The sequence below is a fragment of the Pseudomonas sp. RG1 genome, from assembly GCF_025910115.1.
GTDB classification, from domain to species: Bacteria; Pseudomonadota; Gammaproteobacteria; order Pseudomonadales; family Pseudomonadaceae; genus Aquipseudomonas; species Aquipseudomonas atacamensis.
The window spans coordinates 12,129-25,450 of the sequence record NZ_JAPCIK010000019.1 but is presented as its reverse complement, the minus strand read 5'-3'; the positions used below and the strand labels follow the sequence as shown (position 1 = coordinate 25,450).

Genomic DNA, 13,322 nt, shown 5'->3' with positions numbered 1-13,322 from the left:
GCCATCGCTGGCAAGCAAGCTCCCACAGGGATCAGGGTAGATCCGCTATTCATTCGTATCTTTGAGATAGCTATCGCGAGCAGGCTCACTCCCACAGAAATCGCAAGCGTGCTGAAGGCTGAATCAATCCCCTACCCCTCTGCCCGCCCTTTGCCTTCACGATCACCACGGTAATGCCTGGCCAGCGGAAAATCCGGCAACCACGATTCACGCCGCACAATCCAGCTCTCATAGGTCGGCTTCAACTGATCCGGCGCATCCAGCGCGCCGAGGTTCACCTCGACCTCATCACCACTGCGGTTGAACACGGAAGAACCACAGCGCGGACAAAAGTGCCGCCCTTGATACTCATGGGTTTCACCGCTGATGGTCACCGCGTCCTCAGGAAAAATCGCCGAGGCATGAAACAGCGCGCCGTGAACCTTGCGACAGTCCAGGCAATGGCACAATCCAACTCGGTAAGGCTCGCCAGAGGCTCGAAAACGCACATCGCCGCACAGGCATCCGCCGGTAAATGCAGTCATGGTTCAGCTCCATCGCGCTCGTAGTGTCACGCCCCCAGAGCCTATAACAGTCGGTGCTGCAATGCAGGCGATGTTTCAGATGAAAAAGCTTGATGTGGCGACACTGCAACGGGCATTCGCCGGCCAGAGCTAATACACTCAGACGCTGACCTGCCGGGACGATCACGATGAAACACCCCAGAGCGAAAAACCCCGAGAAAGCCCCGCGCTTCTGGCGCGACGACGCCCTGCCCTTCATCGAAGCGCGGGCCATCGCGGATGGGCGTGAAGTCTGTTATGCGCGGCATTCCCATGCGCACTTTTCTATCGGCGCAATCACCGCCGGGCGCAGCACCTATGTGCATGAGTACGCGCAATATGAGGTGGCGGCCGGCACCGTGGTGCTGATGAATCCCGGCGATGTGCATGCCTGCAATCCGATCGATGATCAGCCCTGGTCGTACGTGATGTTGTATGTCGAAACGCCGTGGCTGACGGATTTGCAGCATCAATTGGGGTTTGCCGGGGAGCTGGAATTTCGCCGGTTTAGCGACACGCATCTGACTGATGCCGAGCTGTTTGGCAAATTGATGGGGTTGTATGAGGTTTTGCTCGACGACCAAATGGAAACGCTGGCGAAACACAGCGCAGCGGTTGAGTTTTTCATTGATTTGCAGGTCCGCCTGAATCCAGCGGACGAGCCCGTTGCCGAGCCGAATTTCAAGCTGGAGCGCGCCGCTGATTTCATCCGTGGACATTGCACCGAAGTGCTGAGCCTCGAGGCAATTTGCGCGGCGGCGCAACTGTCGCCGTCATACCTGATTCGTGCGTTCAAACAGCGCTACGGGATGACGCCCCATGCCTTCCTGGTCAACCAGCGCATCCAGTTCGCCCGCGAGCGCTTGCGCAGCGGCCAGTTGATTGCCGATGTCGCGCTCCAGGCCGGGTTTGCCGATCAGGCGCATTTTCAACGAGCGTTCAAACAACATCTGGCGGCGACGCCGGGGCAGTATCGCGGCTGACTCCATACTCGAAGTTGAACCCTGCCCCCCTTGTGGGAGCGAGCCTGCTCGCGAACGCGGTGTGTCATTCAACACTTCACTGACTGATCCACCGCATTCGCGAGCAGGCTCGCTCCCACAAGGGTTTTGTAATTGACCCGCCAATCAAGTGAACAGCAAATAAAGCGCGCTCACCGCCAGCAACAACGCCATCAACCGGTTGAACCAGCGCATCCCGGCGGCATTGCTCAGATACCCGCGCAAGAACGTCCCGGCATACGCCCAGCAGCCCACCGACAGATAGCAGATCACCAGATACACCGCCGCAAATTGCCAGACCAGCAGCGCCTCGCCGTCGGCGACAAATGCGCCCATCCCGGCCACGCATGCCAGCCAGGCCTTGGGGTTGAGCCATTGCATCACCGCACCATAGAGCATCGACGGCGCACGGCCGGACTCGCTGGTGTTCAGTTGGCCGTCATCACTGGCCAGTTTCCAGGCCATGAACAACAGAAACGCCACTCCGGCCCATTGCACCACGCGGGTCATGAATGGCCACAACTGCAGAACTTCATGCAGGCCCAGGCCCATCAGCACCAGCAACAGCACAAACCCCAGCGTCGCCCCGGCGACATGCCGCTGGCTGGCACGGAAACCGTACTGCGCGCCTGAACTCAAGGCGACGATATTGACCGGCCCCGGCGTGATGGATGCGGCGAGGGCAAACGCCGCCATGGAAAGAATCAGACTCATTGCACACCTGCTTCAAACGAGGAACGAGGTGGCTACGGTAGCGAGCGGGGGATTTGCGGTATTGAAGAAAATGACCCTGAGGATGCGAATCTGATCGTTCCCACGCTCTGCGTGGGAATGCAGCCCGGGACGCTCTGCGTCCCATTCAGAGCGTGGGAACGATCGAAACCTACAAGGGGCAATCAGGCCAGGCGCGGCACGGTGAAGCGGAATTCGCTGCCCTGCCCCGGCTCGCTCTCGGCGACGATCTGCCCGCCATGGGCTTCGACGATGCCTTGGGTGATGTACAAACCCAGGCCCGTTCCGGTCGGGTTGCCTTCCTTTATCGTCCAGTAGCGATCAAACACATGCGGCAAGTGCTCCTTGGGAATGCCTTCGCCACTGTCACGCACGATAAACACGATCTCGTCGCCCACCGATTTCGCGTGCACGCCGACGGTGCCCATGCGCGGGGTGAATTTGATGGCGTTGCCCACCAGGTTCGACAACACCTGAAACAGCCGCTCGGGGTCGGCGTGGATGCGCAGGTCAGGATCGGCCTGGAAGGAAATGCTGATGTCCTTGTCATGGGCCAGCGGCGACAGCAACGCTTGGGCCTCTTCAAAGATGTGCCCGACCTCCAGCGCCTGCGGGGTGATGGAGTAGCGCCCGGCGTCGATTTTCGAGGTATCGAGCAGGTCTTCCAGCAACGTGTTCATCCGCGCCGTGGCCTGCTGCATGGTGTCGATCGCCGTGGAAATGCGCCGTGAGGTGTGCGCACCTTCCGAACTGAAGGCTTTCTGCATCATGCCGCAGAGCATGGAAATCACCGTCATCGGGTTGCGCAGGTCGTGCGAAACCACCGCTACCAGATCATCGCGCGCCTGCACAGCCGCCTGCTCGCGACGGACCTGGCGGGCCAGATCGTTTTCCAGCGCCGAACGGCGCAGGTCATTGGCGGCGAACCGGTCACCGTGGCTCCACTTGGCGGAGATCCCGGCCATCTCGACCTTCCAGATCTCGAACGAGGTGCGCGGACGCAAGCGCATCCCGGCGTCGGAGTTTTCCAGATCCAGCGGCTTGCGCGGGTCGCCGCTCCAGTTGATGTTTTCCTTCACTTCCGGACGGAACCACAGCACGCCGTTGTCCACCGGTTTCGGCAGGCTCATGGCAAGCACACCACTGGCTACCGACTGATACTGCGCCGCAGGTGGGTAAACGCTGGACAGGTGATGGCTGGCGAACACCGGCTCGCCGCGCGCCTGCAACCACTTGTGCAGCGCGCGAATTTCTTCCGGTTCAGGGCAGTTGCCGTAACGGTGCAACTGCTTGTCTTCGATGATCGCAATGCCGCCGGCATTGACCAGCGCCATCAGCGTCGCTGGCTGCTGGGCGAGGCCGTCGAAAACATTTTGCGGCGAATCGACCATCGCCTGATTGAGCCGCGCCAGCGCTTCGACCTTCTCTTCACGCTGGCGGGTCAGTTCAAGGGTTTCCATGGCACTGATCTGCAATGAAAGGACCTGGCCGATGGTCTGGCAAGCCATGCGCAATTCATGCGGCACGTGCAGCGGCTGGCGGTTGCCGCAGCTGATCAGGCCCCAGAGCTTGTCGCCCTTGAGCAGGGAAATGCTCATCGACGACAGCACGCCCATGTTCTTCATGTACTGGCAGTGAATCGGCGAGACGCTGCGCAGCGTGGCGAAACTGAGGTCCAGCGGCGTCTGCGTGTCCGGGCGCAGCTTCGGCACCAGCGGCACCGGCTGATAATCGGCGTTGGGGATGATCCGCAGCCAATTGGTGCGGTACAGCTCGCGCGCCTGCTCGGGAATGTCCGAGGCCGGGAAGAACAGGCCATTGAACACTTCCATCGATGGATCGGACGCTTCGGCGATGACCTGACCGTGGCCCTCCTCCTCAAAGCGATAGATCAGCACCCGGTCGTAACCGGTCATCGCCTGGATTTCCTTGACGCTGATGTCGTACAGGGCCTGCAGCGTGGTCGCCGCTTGCAGGCGCTGGAGCATGCGGCCCAAGTGGGTATTGACCCCGGCGACGTTGCGCGGCTGGAAATTCTTCACGTGAATTTCCAGCTCGAGAATCAGCACGCCCTGATGGCGGTGCAGCAAACCTTCGAATTCAGTGCCGTTAAGCTCGAAACGCAGGGGCGCCGCCTCGGAGAACGTCGCCTGTTGCAAGGCTTGCAGCACTTGCGCGGTGTGTTCGGCGCCGATCAGGCTGTGCAGCGGCTGGCCGATCAGGGATTCGGGCGCGCGGGCCAGCAGGGTTTCGACGTTGGCGCTGACCTGGATGATCTGCAGCGCAGGCTCGGTCAGGGTCAGCAGCAGACCATGGGGCTGGATCGCGCCGGGAAAGCGGATCGGCTCGTCGGCACAGTTGGCCAGCAGTTCTTCAAAGGCTTGTTGGTCTTGCGGGTTCATGCCAGTACCTCCTGGCGCTCGAGCCACTGCTCGAAACAGCTGAATGTGATTTGTGCTGCGCTGACCACGGCCGCGCGTTCGCTGGCCGCCATGGGCCGGTTGCTCAGGTATTCGATGAACTCGCGCCAGCGCCGCCCGGTGGCCGCGCCGTAGACATCGAGGAAGGCAGCGCCATTGTCGGCGTCCAGATTCAGCCGCGCGGCGATCTCGCGACGCAGGATCTGCCCGCCGAGAGTCGCGCCTTCGAGCACGTACAAAACACCGAGACTGGCGGCGCTGGAGTCAATGACTGGCAGATCTTCACACAGCGGCAAATCATCAGCGGTTGCCCCCAGTGCGCGCAGGTCGGCGCGCAGGGTGTCAGCCTTCAGACGAGGCAGCAGATTGAAATCGTCCGGGACCGCGCCACTGGCGAGCAACGCCTGTTCGAGCGGCTGATAGAACCCGTAATAGGCCTGCATCAAGCGCTCGAAAGCGGGGGTATCGAGGGTGTCGGAGAAAAAAGGAAGGCGTTTTTCCAGTGCGATGTGCAGTTCGGCTGTGCCGGCCCGCAGATCTTGCAGCACCGGTGGCACATAAACCTCACGGGCCTTTGCTTGCATGTAGATCGCTCTTGGTGGGACCCGGCAGGGGCCATTCTGGGTGGGCTCGACGTGGGGGGAATTTATCACGCCACGCAGCTTTTTCTGCCTGCCGAAGCGTTTTTTCTGTCGAACTGCGACCCTATGACAGGTTCAGAGTGGCGCCGGATCAGAAAAGTTCGACCGACGCCATTATCCTGCCACTGCTGACCACCTCAATCAGCGCCGTCGTTCTGCACCGATGGATCGCCGTTGGCCGGTACGCTGCTGTCGACAACGGGTTTCGAAGGATTGTTTTTTTCGGCCCCGGGATAACCGGGCAGACCGCGAGTATCGTCCGGCGTCATGACATCCTCGTTATCGCGACTAACGTCCCAGTCGGTGGTGGCGTTGGGGTCTTCATCACGCCCGGCCGTGCCGATGGCGAAGCCGTCGTCGTTGGGATTGACGGTTTGGTTAAGCGCTTTGTCGTTGCTGGATGGGTTGCTCATGTCTGCCTCCAGAACACGTTGATCGGACTAGTTTGGAAATGCCTTGGCCGCTCAAGTGCAATGGACAAGACCAACGGTGCATTCGCGGGGCACTGGTCGCCTGGCGTGAACCACCGCAACGGCGCACGGTTCTCAAGAGAAACACTTGCTCGAGCACTGTCATGAGCCACCCGCGATTCGGCATTGAGGAAGAGTACTTTCTCACTGACCTGCAGAGCCTGCGCATGATCGGTAGTCCGCCGCCACAGGCCATCGAGGCTTGCCGGGCGGCGCTGGGTGTGTGGTTTGCCACGGAGATGTTTCAGGGCCAGATCGAGGTGGCTTCGCCGGTATTCAGCGATTTCGAACACGCCAGTGATTTTCTGCGTGGCAGCCGTCAGGTCTTGCGCACGGCCCTGGAGCCATTTGCTCTGGGCATGCTCAGCGCCGGCAGTCATCCGCTGGCCGACTGGCGCGAGCAGGTTCCGACCGACGAGGAACATTTCCGGTATCTGTTCGAGCGCTACGGCCATGTCGCCCGGCGCAGCGCGCTGTCGGGCCTGCATGTGCACGTCGAGGTGGCAGAGCCGCTGGATCGCATCGCCGTGATGAACGAAGTGCTGCCGTGGACGCCGCTGCTGTTGGCGCTGAGTTGTTCGTCGCCGATCTGGGACGGCGCCGCCAGCGGTTTCATGAGCTACCGGCAGACCGCGTGTGACGAGTGGCCACGCATGGGCATCCCGCCGCTGTTCGCCGATCAGCGCCATTACGACGAGCACTTGGCGTTTCTCACGCGCATCGGCGCGATCAGCCAGCCCGGCGAGTGCTGGTGGGGCGTGCGTCCGGCCGCGCGTTTTCCGACCCTGGAACTGCGTATGACTGACGCTTGCCCTCGGGTCGACGATGCGCTGACCCTGGCGGCGTTTTTCCGCGTATTGGTGGCTCATGCCAGTGCACAGCGGCGGCCCGGTTTGCTGTACGACCAGACCGCGCGTTCGATGCTGGAGGAAAATCGCTGGCGGGCCAAACATCAGGGGATTCATGCGCGCTTTCTGGTCGAAGGCATCGACGGCGACTGTTCGCTCGCGCAGTGGCTGGAGCTGGCCGAGCAGCGCTTTGCCGAGACGGCGCAGATACTGGGCGCGGCGCAGTTGTTCGAGCGTGCGCGGACGATCATCGACAGCGGCACCAGCGCCGATCGGCAACTGGCGCTATTCAACCTGGCGTCTGAACAACCGCAAAACGGCCGTTCGGCCCTCGGGCAAGTGGCCGAGCTGCTGCTTCAGGAGACCGCTGGCTGATCGCTCTCGGACGGGCCTTTGAGTTCGACCTGATTGCCGTCCGGGTCGAAACAGTAAAGCGACAAGCCGTAACCCTCGGCGCCAAAACGCCTGGCGGCTTGTTCAACGGTCAGCCCGAACGATTGCAGGTGAGCGATGAGCGCGGCTTCGTCGAACGGTTCGATGCGCAGGCAGAAGTGGTCGACATTGCGTCGCTGCGCCTGCGCCGCGCCACCGCCCTTGCGCCCGAGTTCGCCGTGCAAGTCGACCAGATCGATCATCGACGTACCAGCGCGCAAATGCACCAGCCCCAGCGGCTGGTTGTGCCTGACCACTTCGGCGCCGAACACCCTGGCGTAGAAATCGATGCTGCGTTGCAGGTCGGCGACGCGCAGGACGATATGATCGATGCGCTGAATGGAAAACGGCTGCATGGTTTGGCTTCCTCGAAAGCGGCGACCCGCTCATTGTGCTGCACAAGGGAAAAAATTCACTGTCGATTTTTCGGTGGAGCCATCGACAAAGCGGATTTACTCTCTGGCCATGAACATACCAGCCGCTGTCCTGCCGCCCCACGCCGAAATGGTTCGCGCCATGCTCGAGCGCGACACTGCCTATGAAGGCGTGTTCTTCACCGCCGTGAAAACCACCGGGATCTTTTGCCGTCCCAGTTGCACGGCGCGCAAGCCGAAACCGGAGAACGTCGAATTCTTCGCCCACGCCGACGAGTGCCTGTGCGCCGGTTACCGCGCCTGCCTGCGCTGCAAACCGCTGGACGCAGCGGCCATCGCCCCTGACTGGGTGCAGCGCCTGCTCAATGCGGTGGACGCCGATCCCGAACGGCGCTGGAGCGATGCGCAATTGCTCGCCGAGGGCATCGAACCGCTGAAACTGCGACGCTGGTTCAAGCAGCACTTCGGTATGACTTTCCACGCCTGGCTGCGCACACGGCGCCTCGGCATGGCTCTGGGCGGAATCAGGCAAGGCACTTCGATCGATCACGCCGCGTTCGACTCCGGCTATGAATCGCTCAGTGGTTTTCGCGACGCGTTTCAGAAGTCCTTCCACATCACCCCGGGCCGCGCGGCCAATAGTGAACCGTTGCTGTTCACCCGCCTGACCACGCCGCTGGGGCCGATGATCGCCATGGCCGAGCGCCGTGGGCTGGTGTTGTTGGAATTTCTCGATCGCCCGGCGCTGACCCGTGAAGTTGAAGCGCTGCAAAATCGTTACGGCTACGCGGTTGCGCCGGGGCACAACGCCCACTTGCAGCAGATCGAGGTGCAACTGGCGGATTACTTTGCCGGCAAACTCAGTCGATTCAGCGTGCCGCTGCACCTGCCCGGCAGCGCGTTCGCCCGCGAGGTGTGGGCGGCGCTGCTGCAAATTCCCTACGGCCACACCAGCACGTACGGCGCCATCGCGGCGGGCTTGGGTAAACCCGGCGCCAGCCGTGCGGTCGGCCTGGCCAACGGGCACAATCGGCTGTCGATCGTGGTCCCGTGCCACCGAGTGATCGGCGCAGACGGCTCGCTGACCGGTTATGGTGGCGGACAACCGCGCAAGGCGTTCCTGCTCAGGCTGGAAAACGCCGCACTGCAAATGACTCAACAATTGGCTTTTTGAGCCATGCAATCCAACACGCAAACAGGGATTTCGATGGGTATGTCCGAATCACCGCAACATGGCTGACATGTATGAGATGGCCAGCGCTTTTCTGGCCGCGATAGACACTGACTGGCAGCGCCATGTCAGCGCCGTCGGCCCATGTCTGCATCAGCCACATCCGGCGCGCGACCCGTATGAATCGCTGGTACGGGCGATTGCCTATCAGCAACTGCACGCCATGGCCGGCGATGCGATCCTTGGGCGTTTAGTGGGGTTGTTTCCCGGTCAGGTGTTTCCACGCCCGGAGCAGATTCTCGCGACTGAGGTCGAGCAACTGCGCGCTTGCGGATTTTCAGCCAGCAAGATCGCGACGATTCAAGGGATCGCCCAGGCGACGCTGGACGGCGTGGTGCCCGATTACCCGACTGCACGGGCGATGGACGATGAAACCCTGATCGAACGCCTGACCAGTTTGCGCGGTGTCGGCCGCTGGACCGTGGAGATGCTGTTGATCTACAGCCTCGAACGCATGGACGTCCTGCCGGCGGATGATTTTGGCGTGCGTGAGGGATATCGGCGCTTGAAGGGACTGGAGGTGCAGCCGACGCGCAAGCAGATGATCGAGATTGGCCAGGCGTGGAAGCCTTATCGGACGGTTGCAGCCTGGTATCTGTGGCGCGTGGCCAAGGCTTAGACCGCGTTATCGTTCTTCGCGAGCAGGCTCGCTCGCACACTGAATCAGCGTTCGGCGCTCTGTTTCCGCGCTTCTGGAGTGAGGGGGAAATCGAACTGGCGCTGCAAATCTTCAGCCTTGAGAATCTCGAACAACGCCTGCGCCGCCGCCGACAGCTCATTGCCCGGCTCGGTCAACACGCCAATCGCCCGTTCGACAGAATCATTCAAGGTCAGGCAATGCGCACCGAGCTCGCGCATCTGCCCCGCGCACAATGCCGGCACCGCGCTGACCCCAAGCCCGCTGGCAACCATTCGGCCAACCGTCGCCAATTGATGACTTTCGAACTCCACCGGCAACTTCATTCCGCGCGCCTGCAAATGCTCTTCGAGCATGACCCGCACGGTCGATGGCCGCTGCAGGGTGATGAACGGTTGCTCCAGCAAAGTCTGCCAATCGATGTCGGCGCGACCGGCCAGCGCTGAATCGGCCGGCACAACGGCGACAAAGCGATCAACATACAGCGGCGTGAATGTCATCGACGTGCTCTGCATCGGCGCGAACGCCACACCGAGTTCAACCTGACGATCGCGGACCATTTCCAGCACTTGCTCGTTGATCACGTCGTTGACCGTCACGTTGACGTTCGGATAACGCGCGCGGAAGCTCTTGAGAATCGGCGGCAGCAGATTGCCGGCAAATGACGGCATCGCCGCCAGCGTCACGCGTCCGCGTTGCAGGCTGAAACGCTGGCGCATCTCGTCTTCGGCGTTGTCCCAATCGGCGATCAAGCGGCGCGCCAGCGGCAGCAGGGACTCGCCTTCCGGGGTCAACGCCACGTTACGCGTGTTGCGGCTGAACAGGCGCCCGCCCAGGCCCTCTTCCAGCGCTTTGATGGTCAGGCTCAGCGCTGACTGCGACAGGTGCAGACGCTCGCAGGCCACGGCGAAGCTCAGGCTATGGGCCACGGCGAGAAAGGCACGGATCTGTTTGATGGTCATGTCGCTTTGCTCCAGTTGCAAGCTGCAAGCGTCAAGCTGCAAGCCGTGATGCGATGGCCCTGATCGTTCCCACGCTCCTGCGTGGGAATGCAGCCCGTGACACTCCGCGTCACTGGACGCGGAGCGTCCCTGGAGGCATTCCCACGCGGAGCGTGGGAACGATCATCGACGAACGCGTATTAGTGAGATTTATCAATCAATCAACCGCAAAAATCAACTTAACAAATATATTCCACAGAGAGACACTCCAGTCATTCGGCTAGCCAGCCGCCCGCAAATAATAAAAGAGGTGCCTATGGCAGGTTTCGACAAGCGTGTGTATTCCTACGAGGAAGCAATGGCCGGACTGGAAGACGGTATGACCGTTATCGCCGGCGGCTTTGGCCTGTGCGGCATTCCGGAAAACCTGATCGCCGAGATCAAGCGCAAGGGCACGCGTGATCTCACCGTCGTTTCCAACAACTGCGGCGTCGATGGTTTCGGCCTTGGCGTGCTGCTCACCGACCGCCAGATCAGCAAGGTCATCGCCTCTTACGTCGGCGAAAACAAGCTGTTCGAAGAGCAACTGCTCAAGGGCGAGATCGAAGTCATCCTTACCCCGCAAGGCACCCTCGCCGAAAAAATGCGCGCGGGCGGCGCCGGCATTCCGGCGTTCTTCACCGCCACTGGCGTTGGCACCCCGGTTGCTGAAGGCAAGGAAGTACGCGAATTCAAAGGTCGAAAGTACCTGATGGAAGAATCCATCACCGGCGACTTCGCCATCGTCAAAGGCTGGAAGGCCGACCATTTCGGTAACGTCGTTTACCGTCACACCGCGCAGAATTTCAACCCGCTGGCCGCGACCGCCGGCAAGATCACCGTGGTCGAAGTCGAAGAAATCGTCGAGCCCGGCGAACTCGACCCGACGCAGATCCACACCCCGGGCATCTACGTCGACCGGGTCATTTGCGGCACGTTCGAAAAACGCATCGAACAGCGCACCATCCGCAAATAATTCAGGCCTACGGAGAACAACAACATGGCACTTACCCGCGAACAAATGGCTCAACGCGTCGCCCGCGAAATGCAGGACGGCTACTACGTCAACCTCGGCATCGGCATTCCGACCCTGGTCGCCAACTACATCCCCGAAGGCATGGAAGTCATGCTGCAATCGGAAAACGGCCTGCTCGGCATGGGCCCGTTCCCGACCGAAGAAACCATCGATGCCGACATGATCAACGCCGGTAAACAAACGGTGACGGCGCGGATCGGCGCGTCGATCTTCAATTCCGCCGAATCCTTCGCGATGATCCGCGGCGGCCATGTCGACCTGACCGTCCTTGGTGCATTTGAAGTCGACGTTGAAGGCAACATCGCTTCGTGGATGATCCCCGGCAAACTGGTCAAGGGCATGGGCGGTGCGATGGATCTCGTGGCCGGCGCCGACAACATCATTGTCATCATGACCCACGCGTCCAAGGACGGTGAGTCCAAGCTGCTGGCCAAGTGCAGCCTGCCGCTGACCGGTGCCGGCTGCATCAAGCGCGTGCTGACCGACCTCGCCTATCTGGAAATCGAAAATGGCGCTTTTGTCCTCAAGGAACGCGCTCCTGGCGTCAGTGTTGAGGAAATCGTCGCCAAAACCGCTGGTAAACTGATCGTCCCGGATCATGTACCGGAAATGCAGTTCGCTGCCCAGTGAGGAATTCGCACATGCAAGACGTCGTCATTGTTGCCGCCACGCGTACCGCGATCGGCAGTTTTCAGGGCTCCCTGGCCAATGTATCCGCTGTAGACCTGGGCGCGGCGGTGATCCGCCAGTTGCTCGAGCAGACCGGCCTCGACGGGACGCAGGTCGATGAAGTGATCATGGGCCAGGTGCTCACCGCTGGCGCCGGGCAGAACCCGGCACGTCAGGCCGCAATCAAGGCTGGCCTGCCACACGCCGTACCGGCCATGACCCTGAACAAGGTTTGCGGTTCGGGCCTCAAGGCTCTGCACCTGGGCGCGCAAGCGATCCGTTGCGGCGACGCCGAGGTGATCATCGCCGGCGGTCAGGAAAACATGAGCCTGTCCAACTACATCATGCCGGGCGCGCGCACCGGTCTGCGCATGGGCCACGCGCAAATCGTCGACACCATGATCAGCGATGGCCTGTGGGATGCGTTCAACGATTACCACATGGGCATCACTGCCGAGAATCTGGTCGACAAATACCAGATCAGCCGCGAACAGCAGGACGCCTTTGCTGCCGCGTCTCAGCAGAAAGCCGCCGCCGCTATCGAGGCCGGGCGCTTCGTTGATGAAATCACGCCGATCCTGATCCCGCAGCGCAAAGGCGATCCGGTGGCGTTCAAGGTCGACGAGCAGCCACGCGGCGATACCAGCGCAGAATCTCTGGCAAAACTGCGTCCGGCGTTCAAAAAGGACGGCAGCGTCACCGCTGGCAACGCCTCGTCGCTGAACGACGGTGCCGCCGCCGTGATTCTGATGAGTGCCGAGAAAGCCAAAGCGCTGGGCCTGCCGGTTCTGGCGAAAATTGCTGCGTACGCCAACGCTGGCGTCGACCCGGCGATCATGGGCATCGGCCCGGTATCGGCGACCCGCCGCTGCCTCGATAAGGCCGGCTGGAACATCGACCAGCTCGACCTGATCGAAGCCAACGAAGCGTTCGCTGCGCAATCGCTGGCCGTGGCCAAGGACCTGCAATGGGATCTGGACAAGGTCAACGTCAATGGCGGCGCCATTGCCCTCGGCCACCCGATCGGCGCATCAGGCTGCCGCGTGCTGGTGACATTGCTGCACGAAATGCTCAAGCGCGATGCCAAGAAAGGTCTGGCGACCTTGTGCATCGGCGGCGGTCAGGGCGTGGCTTTGGCGCTGGAACGCGGCTGATAAAGAGTTCAAGGTTGACGGCGGATCCACGACATCCGCTGTTGGCTGGCAACAAAAAGCCCGGTGCGATTTGCGTTGCACCGGGTTTCTTTTTGCCTGTCCCAAATCGGTGGTGAATGTTCTGGCCTCTTCGCGAGCAAGCTCGCTCCCACATT

14 protein-coding genes and 1 pseudogene are annotated in these 13,322 nt (G+C 61.3%); 8 read left to right on the top strand and 7 right to left on the bottom strand.

All coding sequences use genetic code 11. The features are described 5' to 3' along the window. Window positions 1–131: 131 nt before the first annotated feature. Window positions 132–524, bottom strand: a complete 393-nt coding sequence (locus OK411_RS11525; RefSeq protein ID WP_217879745.1) for a GFA family protein — start codon at window positions 522–524, stop codon at window positions 132–134. A 55-nt stretch (window positions 525–579) separates the two neighbouring features. On the opposite strand from OK411_RS11525, the pseudogene OK411_RS11520 reads away from it, so the two are divergent. Together OK411_RS11520 and OK411_RS11515 are read left to right on the top strand one after the other, a co-directional pair. Next, a pseudogene (locus OK411_RS11520) lies at window positions 580–657 on the top strand (VOC family protein); the annotation flags it as partial. 34 nt (window positions 658–691) lie between these two features. Beyond that, a complete protein-coding gene (locus tag OK411_RS11515; protein WP_217879744.1) occupies window positions 692–1,525 on the top strand; it encodes an AraC family transcriptional regulator in 834 nt (277 codons plus the stop codon). Window positions 1,526–1,669: 144 nt separating this feature from the next. Here the strand turns inward: OK411_RS11515 and OK411_RS11510 are convergent, their stop codons facing one another. The 4 genes from OK411_RS11510 to OK411_RS11495 all read right to left on the bottom strand — a co-directional run bounded on the left by OK411_RS11510 (window position 1,670) and on the right by OK411_RS11495 (window position 5,749). Further along, window positions 1,670–2,257 (bottom strand): LysE family translocator, encoded by a 588-nt coding sequence (locus OK411_RS11510; protein WP_217879743.1) that lies wholly within the window; start codon window positions 2,255–2,257, stop codon window positions 1,670–1,672. 182 nt (window positions 2,258–2,439) lie between these two features. After that, entirely contained in the window at window positions 2,440–4,677 is a 2,238-nt protein-coding gene (locus OK411_RS11505; RefSeq protein ID WP_136494019.1) for an ATP-binding protein, read from the bottom strand. After that, window positions 4,674–5,279, bottom strand: coding sequence for a biliverdin-producing heme oxygenase (locus tag OK411_RS11500; protein WP_016774141.1), 606 nt, complete (start codon window positions 5,277–5,279; stop codon window positions 4,674–4,676). The genes OK411_RS11505 and OK411_RS11500 overlap by 4 nt, the downstream gene beginning before the upstream one ends. Window positions 5,280–5,473: 194 nt before the next feature. Next, window positions 5,474–5,749, bottom strand: a complete 276-nt coding sequence (locus tag OK411_RS11495) for a hypothetical protein (protein ID WP_071171834.1) — start codon at window positions 5,747–5,749, stop codon at window positions 5,474–5,476. 161 nt (window positions 5,750–5,910) lie between these two features. On the opposite strand from OK411_RS11495, the gene OK411_RS11490 reads away from it, so the two are divergent. Next, on the top strand, window positions 5,911–7,029 hold the full coding sequence (locus OK411_RS11490; protein ID WP_264364905.1) for a carboxylate-amine ligase: 1,119 nt from the start codon (window positions 5,911–5,913) through the stop codon (window positions 7,027–7,029). On the opposite strand, the gene OK411_RS11485 is transcribed toward OK411_RS11490, so the two are convergent. After that, a complete protein-coding gene (locus tag OK411_RS11485; RefSeq protein ID WP_024012478.1) occupies window positions 7,011–7,442 on the bottom strand; it encodes a VOC family protein in 432 nt (143 codons plus the stop codon). The two genes, OK411_RS11490 and OK411_RS11485, sit on opposite strands and share 19 nt — an antisense overlap. 109 nt (window positions 7,443–7,551) lie before the next feature. On the opposite strand from OK411_RS11485, the gene OK411_RS11480 reads away from it, so the two are divergent. After that, window positions 7,552–8,634, top strand: a complete 1,083-nt coding sequence (locus OK411_RS11480) for a bifunctional transcriptional activator/DNA repair enzyme AdaA (protein ID WP_264364904.1) — start codon at window positions 7,552–7,554, stop codon at window positions 8,632–8,634. Between the two features lie 58 nt (window positions 8,635–8,692). Then, window positions 8,693–9,310: a DNA-3-methyladenine glycosylase family protein gene (locus OK411_RS11475; protein WP_264364903.1), complete on the top strand. Its 618-nt coding sequence runs from the start codon at window positions 8,693–8,695 to the stop codon at window positions 9,308–9,310. Between the two features lie 44 nt (window positions 9,311–9,354). On the opposite strand, the gene OK411_RS11470 is transcribed toward OK411_RS11475, so the two are convergent. Further along, window positions 9,355–10,290 (bottom strand): LysR family transcriptional regulator, encoded by a 936-nt coding sequence (locus tag OK411_RS11470; protein ID WP_073475336.1) that lies wholly within the window; start codon window positions 10,288–10,290, stop codon window positions 9,355–9,357. Window positions 10,291–10,585: 295 nt separating this feature from the next. Here OK411_RS11470 and OK411_RS11465 point away from each other — a divergent pair, with 295 nt between their 5' ends. From OK411_RS11465 to OK411_RS11455, 3 genes are read left to right on the top strand one after another with little or no spacing between them, the layout of a single operon-like run. Then, a complete protein-coding gene (locus OK411_RS11465; RefSeq protein WP_016774135.1) occupies window positions 10,586–11,284 on the top strand; it encodes a CoA transferase subunit A in 699 nt (232 codons plus the stop codon). Window positions 11,285–11,308: 24 nt separating this feature from the next. Then, the gene (locus OK411_RS11460; protein ID WP_016774134.1) at window positions 11,309–11,974 is read left to right on the top strand and encodes a CoA transferase subunit B; all 666 of its coding nucleotides are present in this window, start codon (window positions 11,309–11,311) and stop codon (window positions 11,972–11,974) included. Window positions 11,975–11,985: 11 nt separating this feature from the next. Further along, window positions 11,986–13,167, top strand: a complete 1,182-nt coding sequence (locus OK411_RS11455; protein ID WP_264364902.1) for an acetyl-CoA C-acetyltransferase — start codon at window positions 11,986–11,988, stop codon at window positions 13,165–13,167. Window positions 13,168–13,322 lie beyond the last annotated feature (155 nt).

What these genes read in the sequence shown, in the direction of transcription:
- OK411_RS11525 (WP_217879745.1), bottom strand. Translation starts at nt 524, where the DNA reads ATGACTGCATTTACCGGCGGATGCCTGTGCGGCGATGTGCGTTTTCGA.
- OK411_RS11515 (WP_217879744.1), top strand. Translation starts at nt 692, where the DNA reads ATGAAACACCCCAGAGCGAAAAACCCCGAGAAAGCCCCGCGCTTCTGG.
- OK411_RS11510 (WP_217879743.1), bottom strand. Translation starts at nt 2,257, where the DNA reads ATGAGTCTGATTCTTTCCATGGCGGCGTTTGCCCTCGCCGCATCCATC.
- OK411_RS11505 (WP_136494019.1), bottom strand. Translation starts at nt 4,677, where the DNA reads ATGAACCCGCAAGACCAACAAGCCTTTGAAGAACTGCTGGCCAACTGT.
- OK411_RS11500 (WP_016774141.1), bottom strand. Translation starts at nt 5,279, where the DNA reads ATGCAAGCAAAGGCCCGTGAGGTTTATGTGCCACCGGTGCTGCAAGAT.
- OK411_RS11495 (WP_071171834.1), bottom strand. Translation starts at nt 5,749, where the DNA reads ATGAGCAACCCATCCAGCAACGACAAAGCGCTTAACCAAACCGTCAAT.
- OK411_RS11490 (WP_264364905.1), top strand. Translation starts at nt 5,911, where the DNA reads ATGAGCCACCCGCGATTCGGCATTGAGGAAGAGTACTTTCTCACTGAC.
- OK411_RS11485 (WP_024012478.1), bottom strand. Translation starts at nt 7,442, where the DNA reads ATGCAGCCGTTTTCCATTCAGCGCATCGATCATATCGTCCTGCGCGTC.
- OK411_RS11480 (WP_264364904.1), top strand. Translation starts at nt 7,552, where the DNA reads ATGAACATACCAGCCGCTGTCCTGCCGCCCCACGCCGAAATGGTTCGC.
- OK411_RS11475 (WP_264364903.1), top strand. Translation starts at nt 8,693, where the DNA reads ATGGCTGACATGTATGAGATGGCCAGCGCTTTTCTGGCCGCGATAGAC.
- OK411_RS11470 (WP_073475336.1), bottom strand. Translation starts at nt 10,290, where the DNA reads ATGACCATCAAACAGATCCGTGCCTTTCTCGCCGTGGCCCATAGCCTG.
- OK411_RS11465 (WP_016774135.1), top strand. Translation starts at nt 10,586, where the DNA reads ATGGCAGGTTTCGACAAGCGTGTGTATTCCTACGAGGAAGCAATGGCC.
- OK411_RS11460 (WP_016774134.1), top strand. Translation starts at nt 11,309, where the DNA reads ATGGCACTTACCCGCGAACAAATGGCTCAACGCGTCGCCCGCGAAATG.
- OK411_RS11455 (WP_264364902.1), top strand. Translation starts at nt 11,986, where the DNA reads ATGCAAGACGTCGTCATTGTTGCCGCCACGCGTACCGCGATCGGCAGT.